13 protein-coding genes are annotated in these 17,595 nt (G+C 39.7%); all 13 read right to left on the bottom strand.

The window, feature by feature from the left end; all coding sequences use genetic code 11:
* Positions 1–27 precede the first annotated feature (27 nt).
* The 13 genes from LPB86_RS13195 to LPB86_RS13135 all read right to left on the bottom strand — a co-directional run bounded on the left by LPB86_RS13195 (position 28) and on the right by LPB86_RS13135 (position 17,542).
* Positions 28–1,239 (bottom strand): FecR family protein, encoded by a 1,212-nt coding sequence (locus tag LPB86_RS13195; protein ID WP_230644662.1) that lies wholly within the window; start codon positions 1,237–1,239, stop codon positions 28–30.
* 96 nt (positions 1,240–1,335) lie between these two features.
* Complete coding sequence (locus LPB86_RS13190) at positions 1,336–1,932, bottom strand: RNA polymerase sigma-70 factor (protein ID WP_230644660.1); 597 nt, start codon at positions 1,930–1,932, stop codon at positions 1,336–1,338.
* Between the two features lie 230 nt (positions 1,933–2,162).
* Entirely contained in the window at positions 2,163–3,278 is a 1,116-nt protein-coding gene (locus tag LPB86_RS13185) for a TlpA disulfide reductase family protein (protein ID WP_230644658.1), read from the bottom strand.
* Positions 3,279–3,309: 31 nt separating this feature from the next.
* On the bottom strand, positions 3,310–4,734 hold the full coding sequence (locus tag LPB86_RS13180) for a RagB/SusD family nutrient uptake outer membrane protein (RefSeq protein WP_230644656.1): 1,425 nt from the start codon (positions 4,732–4,734) through the stop codon (positions 3,310–3,312).
* Between the two features lie 4 nt (positions 4,735–4,738).
* Positions 4,739–8,284 (bottom strand): SusC/RagA family TonB-linked outer membrane protein, encoded by a 3,546-nt coding sequence (locus LPB86_RS13175; RefSeq protein WP_230644654.1) that lies wholly within the window; start codon positions 8,282–8,284, stop codon positions 4,739–4,741.
* A 122-nt stretch (positions 8,285–8,406) separates the two neighbouring features.
* Positions 8,407–9,495, bottom strand: a complete 1,089-nt coding sequence (locus LPB86_RS13170) for a FecR family protein (protein ID WP_230644652.1) — start codon at positions 9,493–9,495, stop codon at positions 8,407–8,409.
* Positions 9,496–9,573: 78 nt separating this feature from the next.
* Positions 9,574–10,146 carry an RNA polymerase sigma factor gene (locus LPB86_RS13165; protein ID WP_230644650.1) on the bottom strand — a complete coding sequence of 191 codons (573 nt, stop codon included), beginning with the start codon at positions 10,144–10,146 and terminating at the stop codon, positions 9,574–9,576.
* A 139-nt stretch (positions 10,147–10,285) separates the two neighbouring features.
* Positions 10,286–11,167: a TlpA disulfide reductase family protein gene (locus tag LPB86_RS13160; RefSeq protein ID WP_230644648.1), complete on the bottom strand. Its 882-nt coding sequence runs from the start codon at positions 11,165–11,167 to the stop codon at positions 10,286–10,288.
* A 58-nt stretch (positions 11,168–11,225) separates the two neighbouring features.
* Entirely contained in the window at positions 11,226–12,479 is a 1,254-nt protein-coding gene (locus LPB86_RS13155) for a TlpA disulfide reductase family protein (RefSeq protein ID WP_230644646.1), read from the bottom strand.
* Position 12,480: 1 nt separating this feature from the next.
* Entirely contained in the window at positions 12,481–13,920 is a 1,440-nt protein-coding gene (locus LPB86_RS13150) for a serine protease (protein ID WP_230644643.1), read from the bottom strand.
* Positions 13,921–13,926: 6 nt separating this feature from the next.
* Positions 13,927–15,165 carry a TlpA disulfide reductase family protein gene (locus tag LPB86_RS13145; protein WP_230644642.1) on the bottom strand — a complete coding sequence of 413 codons (1,239 nt, stop codon included), beginning with the start codon at positions 15,163–15,165 and terminating at the stop codon, positions 13,927–13,929.
* Positions 15,166–15,174: 9 nt separating this feature from the next.
* Positions 15,175–16,437 carry a TlpA disulfide reductase family protein gene (locus LPB86_RS13140; RefSeq protein ID WP_230644641.1) on the bottom strand — a complete coding sequence of 421 codons (1,263 nt, stop codon included), beginning with the start codon at positions 16,435–16,437 and terminating at the stop codon, positions 15,175–15,177.
* 22 nt (positions 16,438–16,459) lie between these two features.
* Positions 16,460–17,542 carry a TlpA disulfide reductase family protein gene (locus LPB86_RS13135; protein ID WP_230644640.1) on the bottom strand — a complete coding sequence of 361 codons (1,083 nt, stop codon included), beginning with the start codon at positions 17,540–17,542 and terminating at the stop codon, positions 16,460–16,462.
* Between the last annotated feature and the right edge of the window lie 53 nt (positions 17,543–17,595).

Here is a 17,595-nt window from a genome sequence, read left to right as displayed (position 1 = left end):
TTTTTACACAGCATTACCGTGATGCTTTTATTTCGTCACAGTAATCCTCCTTCCTTCAACTTTAAAGTGAACTTTTCCAGTTAATTCCATTATAGTTAATACCGCAGAGATGTGTTTAGATCTCGAAACCCAACCTCCAGGTAACAGTACTTCAGGTGCCGAAGGCTCAAATACCACATCCACATCATACCAGCGGGCAATTTTCCGCATGGTTGCCCTAAAATCGTCGTCGTTGAACGCAAAATCTCCCCGGTGCCAGTCTAATGCATTTTCCATATTTGCCTGGCTTACAGTAAGCGCGGTATTGCTGCTCAGTGCTTGTTCACCTGGTTTTAGTACCACATCATTTGGTATGTTCGCAGCAGGGCTTTTTTTGGATGACGACACCTGAACACTACCTTCGATCAAAGTTGTCGCTGTAATTTTTTCTTCTGCATAACTGTTTATATTAAAGTGGGTTCCCAACACTTTTACCTGCTGTGTACCGGCTTTAACGATAAAAGGATGCTGTTTATCCTTCTTAACCTCAAAGTACGCTTCACCTACCAACTCAATGGTCCTGGTTTTTAAACCAGCAAAGCTTGCCGGAAATTTAATAGCCGTAGCCGCATTTAACCAAACTTTAGTAGAATCAGGCAATATCACCTGGTATTGTTCACCATTGGCAGTAGACAGCGTATTAAAGGAAGTTTGATCGGCATTCCTGGTAACCTTTGGTACCACATGATAAACAAGTTTACCTTCGGCATCTTTTGAAATGTTTACACCAGACTGCTCAGCCAGTTTTCCTTTTACAGCATTAGATAAAACAATCTTCCTTCCATCTGCCAGGGTTAAAGTGGCACTGTTTCTTCCTGGTGCCACATCGTTTGCGTATTCAGGCATTTTATGATTATCCGCAAAATAAAACCAGGCTCCTGCACTTAAGCTCAACAGTAAAATTGCTGCCGCGGCAAACTTATACCAGTTTTTATAAAGTGGTTTTATATTTTGCTTTTCCTCGTTTACACCATTCTCTATTTTACTCAGCGTTTTATTCCATCCAGCATTTTCATCTGCAGACCTTAGTTTACGCAAACGTTCCTGCACTTCTTCAGCATTAGAAAAGTGCTCAAAGCCCAAGAGGTTCACAGGTGAATCCTGAAGCCAGGTATTCAGTTCCTGCTGCTCAGCGGCGTTCAATTCGCCCTGCATATGTTTGGCTATAAGTTCGGCTATATGAAATTCTTTCTCAAGCATAATTTAGATTTCAATCTATTTGTTGATGTTTTTTTCCCTGTTTATTATAAAAACAACAAGAGGTACCAAAACAACCCATAAAAACTAAAATATTTTTTACTTTTTTCCTAGAAGCGTCAAAAAAGCAAGCATCATCACCTCAGAAATTCCTTTTTTAAGCATAGAAGCCTTCAATAAGTCTATTGCTCGTGCTTTATAATTCCGTACTGTTTGTACAGTAAGGCCAAGTTGAGCAGCAATTTCATCTGTTTTTAGCTGTTCAAAGTAAAGTAAACGGAATACGTGACGATAATTTTCTGGCAGATGCTCTATTTCCTGGTTCAGGATCACCAACACTTCTGTTTCTATAATTTTTGCCAGAATGTTTTCTTCACCCTCCTCTAGTTCCTTAAAATACTTTTGCTGGGCAGCAGTCTTCACTTTTAAGTGCTTTAGATAATTTAGACTGGCATTGCGACAACTGATGTATAAAAATGCTTTGATATTGGCAACGGTTTCAAAATCTTCCCGCCGCTCCCAGGTTTTCACAAAGCAATCTGCAACTACATCCTCTGCTTCCAGCTGGTCCTGAATCAGGCCTTCCACGAAATAAACGAGTGCTTTGTAATGCAGTTTGAAGAAATAAGAGAGTGCAGTATCATCTCCCTTACGGAATAATTCCAACCATTGCTGCTCAATCTGACTCTTCTCCATTTTTAACTCCTGCAGTTAACAGCAGCCAATATCTGCAAATATTTTAAATAAAGACAATAAAAAAGTACTTGTACAACCTACCTTCACACCTGAGGGGATTTTAAAGAGCCAAATGCACAATCCTTTCTTATGGCTGCAAAAAATCCCCGCATAATTATAAACCACATGAAGATGGGAAAGGGTAATAAAAAGGCCGACTTGTTAGTCGGCCTTCAGAGTTACAGTTTATATTATTGTAGGATTTCAGCAAGTTTTTCCTGTAGTTCCGGTCCATGTAAGTTTTTAGCAACTATAATACCGTTCGGATCTATAAGCACATTAGCTGGTATTGCGCGGATGCCGTATGCTTTCATTGCACCGCCATCTATATTGGCTGGCGATAGCAATTGTGTCCATGGCATCCCATCTTCATGTATCGCATTTATCCATTTGGCATGATCCTTTTCAAAATCAATAGATACACCCACAACAGTGAAGTTCTTATTCTTATAAACATTATAAGCCTTCAATACATTAGGATTCTCGGCACGACATGGATGGCACCAGGAAGCCCAGAAATCTACAAATACATATTTACCTTTAATATCTTTCAGGTTTACGATTTTCCCGGAAGTATCCGGCTGAGAAAAGGCCGGGGCTTTTGAGCCTACATCAGTAGCCTTTGAGCCCAATATCGCAGAATTTATAATTTTCCCATTGTAGCTGCTTTTTAAATCCGGATCCAAACCCTCCCAAAGTTTCTCCACCCTTTCAACCACTACGTATGGACCCATTAATTCAATTATGGCTTCTATACTAAAATAAGATTTAGGATGAGTTATTACATATTCCTTTAGTAAGGTCTCGCGCTTCCGGGTAGTTTCGTCAATCTTAGCTTTCAATTCACCTGCCCGGGGCAAGATCTTCCGATCTGCTGCTTTGATTTTAATATATTCGTCCCAAACAGGCTTTCTTTCCCGGGTCAAGGCATTCAATGGGGCCGTGTACTTTTCATATTCCTCATTAATGGCCGATCCAACAATCTTGGCCCCTGATAAAGATTCATCAGCAACGATTTTGAAGTCACCGGGTTCAATATATAAAGACCTGTAGTCTTGTTTAGCCTGTTTGTCATTGGCAAATCCAGCAGGAACAAAACTGAAATAAACACGCTGCACACCCAATATCTTCCCGGTAAGCTTAAATTTACCGTTTGCAACAACCGCACTGTCTTTGACAGTGATACCCCTTTCATTATAGTTGTAGTGAACCTTGCCTGCAACTTTATCGGAGGCAAACTTACCTTCTATTTTGAAATCTTTACGCTGTGCGTAGATCAAAAGGGGCATCAGAATGATCAATAACATCAATAACCTTTTCATATTCAATATCATGTACTTAAAAATTCTGGGTTAAATTCGAATTATAGTCAGTCGCCATTTTTGGAAAGGGCAAAATCCATATAGGAGATTCTGGCCTCAATGTATAAGTGATGCCCGAAATTGTTCTGGTAATAGTTTCTTTATAAGCGGCCTCTGTGTTCCATCGTTTGATATTAACGAAATTTTTCCAGGTATAAAGGAATTCAATTCTGGATAACTTCTTTAAATGTGCCATAGCAGCAGGTTCAGTAGTTGCAGTAAGTGCAATATAATCAACCGGACGTATCCTTCTTTGCCTGATATAGTTAATGAGCTCCATCCCCTCTGTAATTTTACCTGTACGTATCAAACATTCTGCTTTTATAAACATCGGATCAGAAACAGTCATACCTGCATTATTTTGTTGATATTCTGCACTATAAAACAACAAGGAACCCGGAATGCCGTAAAGAAGTGCATTGGTTTGGCTATAATTTACCCCGCCCGAAGTAAAACTATAACACGTAGTGTAATACCTCATAATGTTGCCTGGTTCAAAATAATTATTTAGAATTTCTACTGTAGCAACCATGTTGGTAGGAAGATTCTGACTATTTGTAGCATAGTATAAATTGTCTGATGCGGTATATGCAGGTCTTGCAGCTATTCCAGTAGCTACAAAAGGTCGATGATCCTCCAATGTATTTTTAAATGCCAGCGATGTATCCGCGGCGGCTAAGGCACCTGTGTAATCGCGCATAGAAATTAATATCTGTGCTTTCACCGCATAGGCAAATGCTTTACTCACCTTAGTACTATTTGGTGGCAGATCTGGCAATGCGCCCAAAGAAAGGGCCGCATTTACATCTTCCAGCATTTTGGCATATACCTGGGCAACGGTGTTCTTTACAGGGCTTGTCTCATAATCAATATTGTTCATGTAAGCAATTCCTCCGTCCTGTTCTGCTGTAGCAGGATTATAGGCTTTTGCATATTCATTAACTATGATATAATGAAGATAGGCACGCAATATTAAGGCCTCTGCCTTAAGTCGGGTCGCTTTCTCCCGGTTTCCGGGTGCACCTTCTACCAGTTGGATGACAACATTTAAACGATTGGTGATAACCGAATACATTTCAAGGTAAGAGGGATCTGAGGTAGCCAACATTGCCCTATCAACGGTTTCGTCATAAGTCAGCATGGCATAATTCAGCGTTTTTGGTCCGGATAGTGTATTGGCAACATTTCCCAATCTCGGATAAATATCATTGTCAATCAAATATAGATTCTGAAGGTAAAATGCATTTGATGCGCCAAAATTATAGTTCAGTAAATATTCCAATTCATCAACAGTACTCAACAAATTCTTACCTTTTGGAGTGAGGATGTCTGTATACTTCTCACATGATGAAAAATTCAACACAGAAAGTATAGCCATCATTATTAATACGGTTCTTTTCATTTTTCTAGAAATTAACATTAACACCTAATATATACGAGGTTGGCACCCTCAAGCCACCCGTTTCCGGGTCAACGGTTAGCTTATCTTTTGACCAGATAATGTTTGGATTATCTACCTGAAGGCGAAACTTAATATTTGAAGTACCTATTTTCCTGGCTACAGCTGCGGGCAACTGATAACCCAAAATAAAGTTCCGAATCTTAAAGAAGTCTGCAGATCGCACCCACTCATCAGCATAAACTAAAGGATTGGCATTTGCTGCGGCCAGGTAATATTCGCCAAAACCAGGAACGTTAGTATTGGTATTGGTTGGCGTCCAGCTGTTAAGGATCGTGTTAGACAATGGTGCATATTCAGGTCTCGCATACAATCTCGGGGCATTGTCACGCAGATAGTGACCTCCATAATACACCGTGTATACACTTAGACTTAAGCCTTTATAAGTTACTTCATTGTTGAATGCCATTGACAAGCTTGGATCCATATTTCCAGAAAACACAACTGCTTTAAGATCTGCAGATGGCACAGAAGCCGTGGTTATGGTCCCGTCAGATAATAACCATTGAGGTAGCCCAGTGGCACTCAACCCACGGAATTGGTAAGAATACAATGAATTAACCGGATTGCCCATCGTAAATGTTCCACTTCCGGCAAGTACAGCCGGATTGGTCACAATTTCGTCTACTGATGTGATCCTGTTTTTGTTCTTACTAATCACTATAGAACTTACCCAGCCAATTTGACTGTCCTTACCAGCTTTAAACCAATCGTAGTTCAATCCAAGTTCTACACCGTTGTTCAACATGTCTCCATTGTTGATCACCAAATTTGCAAATCCAAGCGTTGCATCCAATCTTTTACGGGCAAAAAGGTCAGTTCCTTTTTTCCCGTATATATCAAAATTACCTCTTAGGCGTTGATCGAATAAGGCGAAATCCAATCCAACATTGCTTGTGGCAGTCTGCTCCCATCGCAGTAGACCATTAGGTGGAATGAGGATATTTGCTATCGGCTCCCGCGTAAAGGTATTGCTACCAGCAATGGTGCCCGTTAGCCTGGCGGTATATTCAGGGTTCACATTTCCGGTAACACCATAACTTGTCCTCAATTTTAAATAGCTGATGGCTTTGATATTTTTGATAAAATCTTCTTCAGATGCAATCCAGGATAAACCTGCAGACCAAAGCGGACGACCACGAAACTTATCTGCTCCACCGTAAATGTCCACATAGTCTTTCCTGAATGAGCCGAATGCATTATACTTCCCATCTAATGTATAAGTGATATTGGCATAACCCGAGGCCCAACGGTGAATGACATCAGAGGTTGCAAATCTATTGATCTCTGATCCGTAATACACATTAGGAAAAACGCCTGTGCTCCAGAAAGTACTTGTCACAGCCCGCAAGGTTTCATAAACTAATGAGGTACTGGATTGGGATTGCAACTGATCAACATATCCAAATAATGCGCTTGCTTTACGCTCTGCTCTGGTTTGTCTAAACTCTGTCCCCCCCATAATGGAGATGGCATGACGCCCAAATTCCCGGTCATAATTTCCCTGAAACCGGGCGGTATAACTCGGACTATTGGTCCTGGATGTTTCCAGCTTACCTCCAACCGGCAACAGGTTTGTAAAGCCACCTGCTCCGGTAGTGATTCTTCTGGAGAAGGTATTTTGCAGGTGGCGCATGGTGTAACTTTCTTTCTCTGAATACCCAAGTGTTTCTGTAAAATTATCTTCATACTGGAATTGAGGCTTCAGGCTCAACCCTTTTAAAGGTTTAATATTAAGGCTCACATAATACCTGCTGTTACGCGATGAAGTATTGTTATAATCCCGTTCCAATTCATCTAAATGATTAAATTTAACAGAATACATATTGGCAGTACTCTCAAAAACGGCGTTGTTACTGCTGTAAATATTAAAGTCTGACAATGAATAGCGTGACCTTGCACCGGTTGCATCAAATAAACTGTAGTAGGCAGGCACATTAAAAGGATTGGTTGCATTGGTATTGTTGTGCGAACGTACTTTTCCCATTACGGTGTTTACGCCATATTCAATATCTATCCATTTGGCCAGGTTGTAACTTCCTTTCAAGAAAATATTCAACTGCCTGTCGTAAGCATTAATAATCCCCGAATTATCCCCTTTATAATTTAAAACCAAACTGTATTGTGATTTTTCGCCCCTGGTTCTTACCGCAAAGTTGTATTGCTGGATTTGTCGGTTAGACAATGCATTGTCTTTGTACTCTTTTGCAAAGTCATTGCCCTTCAGGGCATCCAGTTGAGCCTGCAATTGGGCATTAGTAATTAAGCCCTTTTTAAATTGGTAATAGGCATACTGTACGGGTGTTATGGAAAGTCCACTTTCAATGTTTGCCTCAAAAGTAGCCAGGGTGTTGGCCCTGAAAAAATAATCGGCAAACTTACTTTCTACATCTACCTGTTCTGCTGGTGTCATGTAGTTGTTGTTGGTGTAATCAGGCTTTTCAAAGTAACTGTAGTTAGTTGAAAAATCTACTGTAGTTTTCCCTTTTACTTTTGCCTTTTTAGTGGTCACAACGATTACCCCATTTGATGCTCTTGCCCCATATATCGCTGCAGCAGCAGCGTCCTTTAGCACGTTTACACTTTCCACATCGTAAGGATTGATGTCTGCTACAGAACCTTCAATCGGAAAGCCATCTACCACAACCAGAACAGACTGACTGGAGATCATGGTACCAATTCCCCTGATGGTAGTGGCGCCATTATAATAAACCAGCCCTGGAACTTTACCTTCCAAATTGCTTAGCAAATTAGTGACGTTACGCTTTTCAAGCTCTTCAGACCCAATGGTGACCACAGCACCTGTCATTTTCGCACTCTTGATATCCTGATAACCCGTAGATACTGAAACTTCTCCTAGAGATGCCACTTGTTCTTTAAGAACAATATCCATAACAGAGCCATCTTTAACAAGTACTTCCTGAGTAATAAACCCAATAAAGGTTACCATTAAAATGTCGTTTGGCCCGGCATTTTTTATAAAAAACTCACCCTTTTCATTGGTCTTAACCATTTGGTTTTTTCCTTTGATTACTACTGAAGCACCTGCCATTGGATTTCCCTGGGCATCTCTGATCACGCCACGAATATCCATAGCGTTTAAGAGCCCAGCCACACGGTCAATCAGGGAAGGCGTTTTTTCTTTGAGCATTACGCCTTTGTTTTCTACGCTATAACTTAAAGGCTGATTGCGAAAGCATATTTCCAGCACCACCGCTAACGATGCATCCTTTACATCGATACTAACCAGCTTTGCATTGTTTAGTAACTTGTTGCTGTAAAAGAAATCATATCCGCTCTGCTCTCTAATGTCATTTATGACCTGGCTAAGTGGTACATTCTTTTTGTGGAGGGTAATTTTCTGCGCATAGGTACCCGCACTTACCTGCATCATTGTAGCTATTAAGAAAACGGTGGTCAGTCGCATAATTAGCAGTAATTTATGGACATACCCCCATGGCATACCCCTTCTATTGGTATAAATTTTATACATTTGTTTTTGGTTGTTTAGTTAATATTGGGATAAGATACTTTGTTAACATAATGCTGACCATTGGCTGGGGGTGTTGATCGCACACCCGGCCTTCATCTAAGCATTACCATTTTAAGTAGTTGTTACTTCATTATGGTAATCCTCCTTCCTTCAACTTTAAAGTGTACATCTCCATTAAATTCAATCATTTTTAACACATCAGACAGGTTTTTTGACCGCGATATTTTTCCTGAAAATGTAAGTGCAGGATCCGGTTTAAACTGATAGATAATTTCAGCATTATACCATCGGCCTACTTTGTTCATGATGCTTTCCAGGTTTTCATTAAATTTAAAATACCCATTTTTCCAGGCTATAGCTTCCTCTGTGTCGGCTTGTGCTACTTTAATGTTACTACCGGAACCGGTTGCCTGCTCGCCAGGTTTGATCAAGGTGTTTTCGTTAATTCTTACGCTCCCTTCCAACAAGGTTGTTTTTGTAATTTCACGATCGCTGTAACTGTTCACATTAAAATGAGTACCCAGTACTTTAATTTCCTGCCCATTACTTTTAACAATAAATGGATGATACTTGTCCCTGGCAATTTCAAAGTAAGCTTCACCGGTTAAAATCACGCTCCTAACTTTAGCCTTAGCAAAAGAAGAAGGAAATTTAATTATTGAACCAGCATTGAGCCATATCTTAGATTGATCTGGCAGAATAAGCTGATATGTGCCACCTAATGGAGTGCTTAGGGTAAGGTTTTCTCCAGCATTGGCATCAATTTCGGTTCCATCATTGTAAGTAAGATTGGCGGCATTGATGAGTATGGCTTTTTTTTGGTTGCTTAATGCTATCCTTTCGCCAGAGCCCAATGTTAAGTATGCTTTACTCCCTCCGGCAGGAAGGTCATTTACAGCTGCAAGGGCTTGGTCCTGTTTTACATTTGGATTTGTAACAGAATTATAAAAGCTAATCGTGCCTACAATTAGAATAACGGCGGCGGCTACAGCAGCAATGCCTGGCCACAACTTAATTGTTTTAGCAGGATATTTTAAAGGTAAAGCGGCACCGATCAGGTTTACATTATCCAATAACCTGGCGTCACTAAGCTCATGTTTACCATGCGTTGCTTCATGGTTGTACCAGCTTTCCAGGATTGCCCTCTCCTCAGCATTTAGCACACCATGCTTGTATTTTTCTAATAGTTCTTTTACTTTTTTATCCTCCATCCCGAAAAGAAATTATTTTCCCTTTATACAGTTAAGACGGTATAGATATTGAAATGTATTAGATGAAAATAAAAAAAATTATAAAAAAGGCCAGATAGTTAATAAGGAGCTAATTTTAGCTCTTAAAATCTTTACTGCGTTATAAACCTGTTGCTTCACTGTATTTGCGGAAAGGCCTAACTTTTCAGCAATTTGCTTGTATGACAACTCCTCATCCCGGCTAAGTTCAAATATTTCCCTCATTTTTTTTGGCAAGGCAGTAATTTCTCGTTCAATTGCCGCAGAAAGTTCCTTGGCCCTAAGGTATTCTTCGGTAACAAAGGCACCCTGCTCCATAAAATCCCGAATGGATTCAAGGTATTTTGTTTGTACCTTTTTATGCGTAATTAAATCAAAAACACGGTTGCGTACACTATTATAGAGATAAGATGAAAGCGCTGTTTTAAATGCCAGACTATCCCTTTTTTGCCAGAGTGCCAAAAAAAGATCCTGTATTACATCGTTGCATTCTTCTTCATCACCCAGCAAACGAAATGCATGTTTGTATAATATAAACTTGTACCTTTCATAAATCTCCGTGTAGGCATAAGCATCACCATCCTTTAACAAGGCCGCTAATTCAAGATCAGAATATTTACGGTATACACTCATGGCCTAATTTTAACCACCTATCCCGTGGTTAGCAAATGTAAAATTAGGCAATTTGTTTATACTTTCTATAAACCTTAAGTCAGAGGTTAAATTTAGCTGTCAATAAAGCCATCGGTGCACAAGTTAAAAAATTCCTTTTTTATAACAACTCAAATAATTTGGCTTCCAGCTCGCTACCATGCAAATCCCTTGCAACAATAACACCCTTATTATCGATTAAAAAATTTCTGGGAATAGCCGTAATACGGTATCTCTTACTCATATCAGATTCAAATCCTTTAAGATCGCTAAGGTTTGTCCAGATATATTTGTCAGCCTCAATTGCCTTCTTCCATGCTTTAATATCTGTATCCAGCGAAACACCTATAACATCAAAGCCCTTCGACCTATATTTATGATACAGGGGGATTAAGGCTCGACCCTGCGCACGGCAAGGAATGCACCAGCTTGCCCAAAAGTCAACGAAAGTGTACTTACTTGCCGAAGTAATAACTTTGGAATCGATGACCTTGCCACTTGTATCCGCCATCATGAAATCTTCATATTTGAAGATGGAAGCCATTTCTTTTGACTCCTCAGTGGAAACACTTTCTTCAATATCTCCCTCTTTTCCTTTATCATTTAAAGCCAGTGTAAATTGCTTTCTGGATGGGGGAAGACACATTTGATTGGTACAGGCCATATATTTTATGGTAAAATCAAGTGTGGTGCTTTTTTCAGATTTGAGTTTCAGCGTTTGTGTAAATACTACACCTTTTGAATAATACGGCACCTTTTCATCGCCTGTTTGTTCCAAACCTTTCTCAGCCATTTCCCCTATAAATTCTACATTGCTGTCTTCCTTAAATAAAATTTCCGTAGGCATCCCTAAACCAGCCCCAGAGGCCTGTTGGGGATAAATATGGTAAGGTTCTTTTACACTTGCCTGCAACTTTATTTTATACGTTAACGGCGCAATTTTCTCGCTGCTAAATTGCCAGGAAACCGGATGACTGGCCTGGGCAAATGATAGCATTGCCATCGAACTTAGTATTACAATTAAAATAAAACGCTTCATAATTTTGTTGTGTTTCTTTATTTTATCCCTGACGTGCCAACTCCACCATCTGCACCACTTCTTCTGCAGCAGCCTCATCTTTACCCTCAAAACCACTGATGCTAAACCGTATCCTACCATTACCATCAATGATAAATTTTGCTGGTATGCCATCTATCTTAAATATCTTAGCGGCAGGCGGTACTTTAGTAACTGGATCTACGGTATCCATATATAAATCGAATTTATAGTCGCGCTTGGCAAGAAAGTTTTTAGCATCGGTCAATGGATCTGCAACGTTCTCCCAGGTATGAATAAAGAGAAATTTGACATTGGGGTCGTTCGAATAGCGGTTTGCAGCCATCTGCATAGCAGGAAACGACGCCACACATGGACCACACCATGTAGCCCAAAAATCCAATACAATAGTTTTGCCTTTAAAATCTGCCAGGGAAACTTTTTTACCGTTCACATCTGTTACGGTAAAATTTGGGGCCGCTTCATTGACCATTAATTTGGAAACATTTTTTTTGATCTGTCCAATAAAAGCACTCTTCAAGCCGGCAATGTAGGCATCAATATCCTTACCTGGATTTAGTTTAGCATAACCTTTCCTAACCTCTTCAATATATCTTTGCTCAAACTTACCTTCCTGTACTGTCTTTGCCAGAACAGGTAAAGCTGCTTCATACTCCCCCCTCAGACTGGAAAGAAAGGCGTAATTTTCAGTAAGTTCAGTATCCCTATTTTTAGTACTGTGATAAGCCTCCGAAGTGTACTGATATGACTCATCATTTTTACCAGCTTTAAAAAGTAGTTTACCATATAAATTAATAAAATCGTCATAAGCAGCTTTAGGGTCTACTTTCAAAGGCTCGCTTAATGCAGTCTTACCTTTCATTTTCTTTGCTTCTTCTAGTTTTTCTGTTGCAAGTGCTAATGCCTTAGTATTGTCAATTGCGGCCATAAGCTCAACCGCCATAGTTAATGCCCTTAGCTTAAATACAGGATCTTCCATGGCATTAACATATTGAAGAACTTTGGCTGAATTTGGATCTTCAGCATATGCACTCGAGATTAAGCTTCTCTCCATATCCAAATTGGTATTAGGATAGTCCGTAATCATGGTTTTAAGTAAAACCTCCATGTTCTCATTTCCTTTAACTTTTAGAAATGCAGTTAATCTTTTCATTCTGGCCTGCTCAGCAGGAGGAAGCTTTTTAAGCTCATCTTCTTTTTTTTGAGCTAGCGTGCTCAATGAGCACAAAACTAAAATTGCTACAAATATTTTTTTCATGTTAGTAGTTATTAATATTTTCTGTTATAAATTTTGCGAGCGCGGCTACAGGTATCAAGATACATGAGGTTCTGCTGCGCCTGGCAATGTTAATTCCATAAAAATCTCCCGCAATATCAAATACCGGACTCCCACATTCGGCCGCCTTAATAGCCGCATCGTGGACAAGTACATCTTTGAAGCCGTCCGAGCGGGTGCTTTTTCCACCAGGGTAGTCAAAAGAAACGTGCCGCACAGTAGGCTGGCTTTCTACATATCCCTCGGAAACCAGAGGAATATCGGTATAGGTAGCACTTAGTACGCCTACTCCTGTAGAGTCTTTTGGTAAAGCAGTGATCAGGATCTTTCCCAAATCTGATGTTTTAAGTACAGGATTTTTAGCATTAGCTTTGATCTTAATGCCATTATTCAAATGCCCCGCAACGTTTAACAAAACCAAATCCCTTTCCCTATCTCGTTTAACAACTTGAACACTGATAGTTCTATCTCCAATTTTAAGCAAGGGATTAGCAAATACCATCGAAGCTTTACTGACAATGTATCTGGCATTGCCATAATCAATCAACGTTCCTAATATAGATACTTGCTGCTTCTCACGTGTACTGATTAGCGTCACCACAGTTTTAAGTCCCTTAGCTGAAATAGTCGCTACATCTTTAAGTGTGGGTACTACTGTTACTGTTAATGAATTGGCTGTAGCAGGCAAAACATCTGCTACCGGAAACGATGTATAATCCTTTGCTATATTCAGCGCCGTCCAGTACTTCAAAAAATGATCAACAGGAATATCATAATTCTGATCTTCGGGTTCCTTGATCCAGCTATGAATTCCTACTACACGGCCATACTGGTCAAATAAAGGACCACCTGAGTCGCCCGGTTCCATTTTAGCAGAGGACACTATAAAGCCATCACTTAAGTCAAGGTCTGATATTCTACCATAACGTACATTTGGCAATGCTTTAAAAAATGCACCTGGGTAAGAAATACTGATTACAGGCTGATCTATCTTTAATTGAGTACTGGGTGCAATCTTAGCGAAAGACCAGTTTCCAGGCTTTTGGATTTTAATCATTGCCATATCATAATCAGTCTCCTTATCCTGAATACCTATCCTGCCCAAGCCCACAGCAATGTGTTTATTGCCATCAGGAAACGAAATTTGGTAAACCTGATTGGGCATGGCCGCATGAGAGGCAGTCAATATGTGCCCTTCAGCAGAAACGACCACACCTGTAAAACCATTCGCTTCTTCAATACCATCCTGTACCTTGTTCTTCAGCGTATCCCATTCAATAATATAAACACTTGTTACCATTGCCTTTTCAACACAATTGGCAATCATTTTTTCAAGCATTTTGGCTTCTTGCCTGCTCTGGCTATATCCATTTATAAAGCCAAGGCAAAACAGAACGAGTAACCCAAGCATTAAATTCTTCATCTTTATTTAATTAATTGCTGCTGATTTACCTGATGAATGTCTCTTAGCCAGTTCTATCATAGCCCTTAACTTATAAAACTCCTTATCGTCCGATCCTGTGTAACCTATTCCTGTTTGATTGATATTTCCATTAGCATCAATGATAAATTTCTGAGGTGTTCCCAGCGCACCTAATGCTTTGAAAAGGGCCTCCTCATTATCGAATAAGACATCCAGTTTGTAGCCCTTTTTATCCATATAGGGCTTTACAATATCAGGTTGCTCACCTTCATTGATTGCAAAAAACTTGAAGGGTTCATTTCTATAAAAGTCGACAATACGTTCAAATGCAGGAAACGCTGCAACACAAGGTTTACAAACTGTACTCCAAAAATCTATCACAACTATTTTACCCCTGTACTCGGATAACTTAACTGCCTTGCCATTCATGTCTGTTAGCGTAATGCCTGGTACTTTTTTGGTCTCGGCGGTCCACGCCTTTTCCACTTCCTTTGCAATCTTATTATAAGCTTCGTTCTGTAATGAAGCAATATACATGTCTACGTCCAAGCTATTGCCTTTAGCTTTTTGATATACCTCTTTTAATGTGGATACTGTAGTCTTTGTGGAAATGGCATTACGAACCGCGTTAGACAATGTGTCTAACGCCCTTTGATATTGGCCGGCTGCAGCAAGAATTGCTCCATAACGGCAGAGGTAGTTTGCCTTGGAATTTCTGAAATAAGGAATATCTCTAAACATTGCATTTGTGCCAGACTTTTCAATATTCCTCATGGCTATGCCAATATTACCTAAGTTAGCATTTGCCAATGCGTTAACCTCAAGTAAAATTCCGGCCCTGTTGAACGTATCATCGTGTACTTTTTTTTCTAACTCTTCTAAAATTTGATTTGAAATCTGCTCTACTTCAGCAACATTTATATTATTGTCTACCCAATACTCCAGCAAGTTACTTAAATCAAACAACTGAAGTGCCGTAAACTTAGGATTGGTATTCTTGTAGAATTTATATTTCTTAATGTTTCCTTTAGTCAACCAGTCTACCGCAAGCTGAGCACGGTATTCATTATATTGATCTGGCTTAGCATGATCAGCAGGACCTTTTGCGATTAAGTCGTTATAAAACTTTTCTTCATCTTCCACTTTAACTAAGGCCTTAAATTGGTTTGCAGCAATTTTTAGCGCTGCTTGCTGGGCGTAGGCTGAGCTGGAAATCAGCATTAACAACAGGATTAGTTTTTTCATCTGCTTTTATTAAATGCGTGCTTTGATAATCTCCACCATGGCCTTTAACTTATAGTATTCCCTATCTGTAGACCCTGCATAACCTGTTGCGAAGAATCTAATATTTCCCATTGGATCGAAAACAACTTTAGAAGGCGTTGCCCTAACATCATACATCTTGTTTTCTTCATCCTGTAAAACATCAAGTTTGATGGGCTTTGTAGCTGCAAATGCCTTTACAGTCCGGTCATCCTCAAAGATATTTACAACAAACATTTGAAATTCTTCCTTATTGTAATCCGCAACTACCTTTTCAAATCCGGCAAAAGCTGCTACACATGGTGTACATCCTGTAGTCCAAAAGTCTATCGCTAATATCTTTCCTTTATAATCGCCAAGATTAACTATTTTCCCTTCCAAATTTTTCATATTCACCTCTTTAACAGGCTTAGTGGCACGAAATGAGGTTATCAATTTTGTCCCATCACTTGGATCGGGAAAAGTTCCATCAAGTGTCTGTTGTGCTACAGCAACGTACGATTTCTCAACTTCTTTATAATATTTCTGATAAGCTTCAGCCTGCAGTGATTTAAGATAAGGCTCAAAACCTTTGTCTGTACCTTTAACTTTTTTGTAAGCCTCTTTAAAAGTAAAGATCATATATGGATTACTATCGGCTTCTTTAAAGGCCTTAGTTAACACATCAAATGCTTTTTGATTATCCCCCGCTGCCAACATTACCATTGCATAGCGATTAAGATAATTGGATTGTGCGTCTTTGAAATACTTAGTTAACCTTACATCGCTTCCTTTATCCGCAGTTGATTGGGCTATGAGTTTCCTGGCTACATCCACATTACCCAGCTTTGCATTGGCGGCAGCATTCACCTCCAATAAAACAGAAGTTCTATCATAGCCGCCATCTTCCAGCAGCTCTTTTGAAATTTGTGCTGCATCAGCATATTGCATTTTTTCATCAAGTAGCTTTTCAACCGCATATGATAGAAAAAGACCTTGTCTAAAATTAAACTTGGGCTTAGTAGCTTTATAAAATCTGTAACGTTCCACATTCCCTTTTGCTAACCAGTGATAGGCAAGTTCAGCGCGTAGGTCGTTTATAGCAGTAGCTGTAAGATTACTGGCCGGTTCTTTAAGAACTTCATTATACTTTTTTTCCTGATCTTCAACTTTTTCAATTAGCATAAATTGATCGATGCCATATTTGGCTTTCTTTGCAGGCTGCTGAGCCCAGGCTGAGCTGGAAATCAGCATAAATAATATTATTTTTTTCATTTCAATAATTTTATATCGGTACCTATTTAATTAATTCCGCAAGCTTATCATGGAGCGCCTTACCCCTAAGATCTTTGCCTACAATTTTCCCATTTGGATCTATGAGTACATTTGCTGGAATGGAAGAGATGTTGTACATCTGCGTAACTTCACTTTTAGATGCTTTGAAATCACACAATTGTTTCCATGGTAGTTTATCCTCCGCAATGGCCTTTAACCAGGCATCTTTTTTCTCATCAAGTGAGACACCAAGCACTTTAAAGTTTTTGCTTTTGTACTTTTCATATGCGGCTACCACATTTGGATTCTCAGCACGGCAAGGCACACACCAGCTAGCCCAAAAGTCTACCAGTACATATCCACCCTTATAAGAAGCCAGTGATACAGGTTTACCTTCAGTATCGTTCAAAGTAAATTCCGGAGCGGATTGAGTACCAGAAACAGCCAATTTTGCCTGTTCTAATTTAGGCTGCCAGGCCAAAACCTTTTCTGATTTTTGCATCCTTTTGCTTAATGTATGGTACATAGGGTCGACTAAAGAAGGATTTATAGAACTTTGCGTAAAAAGATCCATTAGGTCAACACTCATATAGGAATCTGGAAAATGTTTAACCATGTCGCCAACCAGCGTTTCGTAAAATTCCATTCCAGATGAAGCACCATTAAGCGCTTTAGCCCTGACTGAGGCCTCATTGGCATAATATTCCCATGCTTTTTGGTCTTTGCCTCCGCCAATGTAGGAAGCCATGCCGGCAGTATCAAATGTTACATCAATACTTCCATCTAAATAAAATAGCGCCACATTCTTCATACCTCCTTCTTGACTATCTGCCCGTCGTGCTTTAGTGCCGGCAGGCAGGGGAATAATTAAATTCAATTCTGCCAGTTGCGGCCTTCCAATTGTTCCTTTAAATTCAAATTTACCTTCTCTAATCTCTGCGGTGTCTGCCCTATATTCCCCTCCTTTATCATCTGGCGGATATGACATTACCGCACGCTTAGCTTTATTTATGGAAGGTATTTTGCCTTTTATCCAGTAATTTGTTTGCGCATTTGAAAGTGCAGGCAATAGTAAAGCAACTGCTATCACAATTAATTTATTCATATATATATATTTGTGTGTTGATAGTGAATTGCTGCCAGGGCAGCAATTCACTG

It is taken from the genome of Pedobacter sp. MC2016-14, assembly GCF_020991475.1.
In the GTDB taxonomy this organism is placed as follows: Bacteria; Bacteroidota; Bacteroidia; order Sphingobacteriales; family Sphingobacteriaceae; genus Pedobacter.
This window is presented reverse-complemented; position numbering and strand designations above follow the sequence as displayed.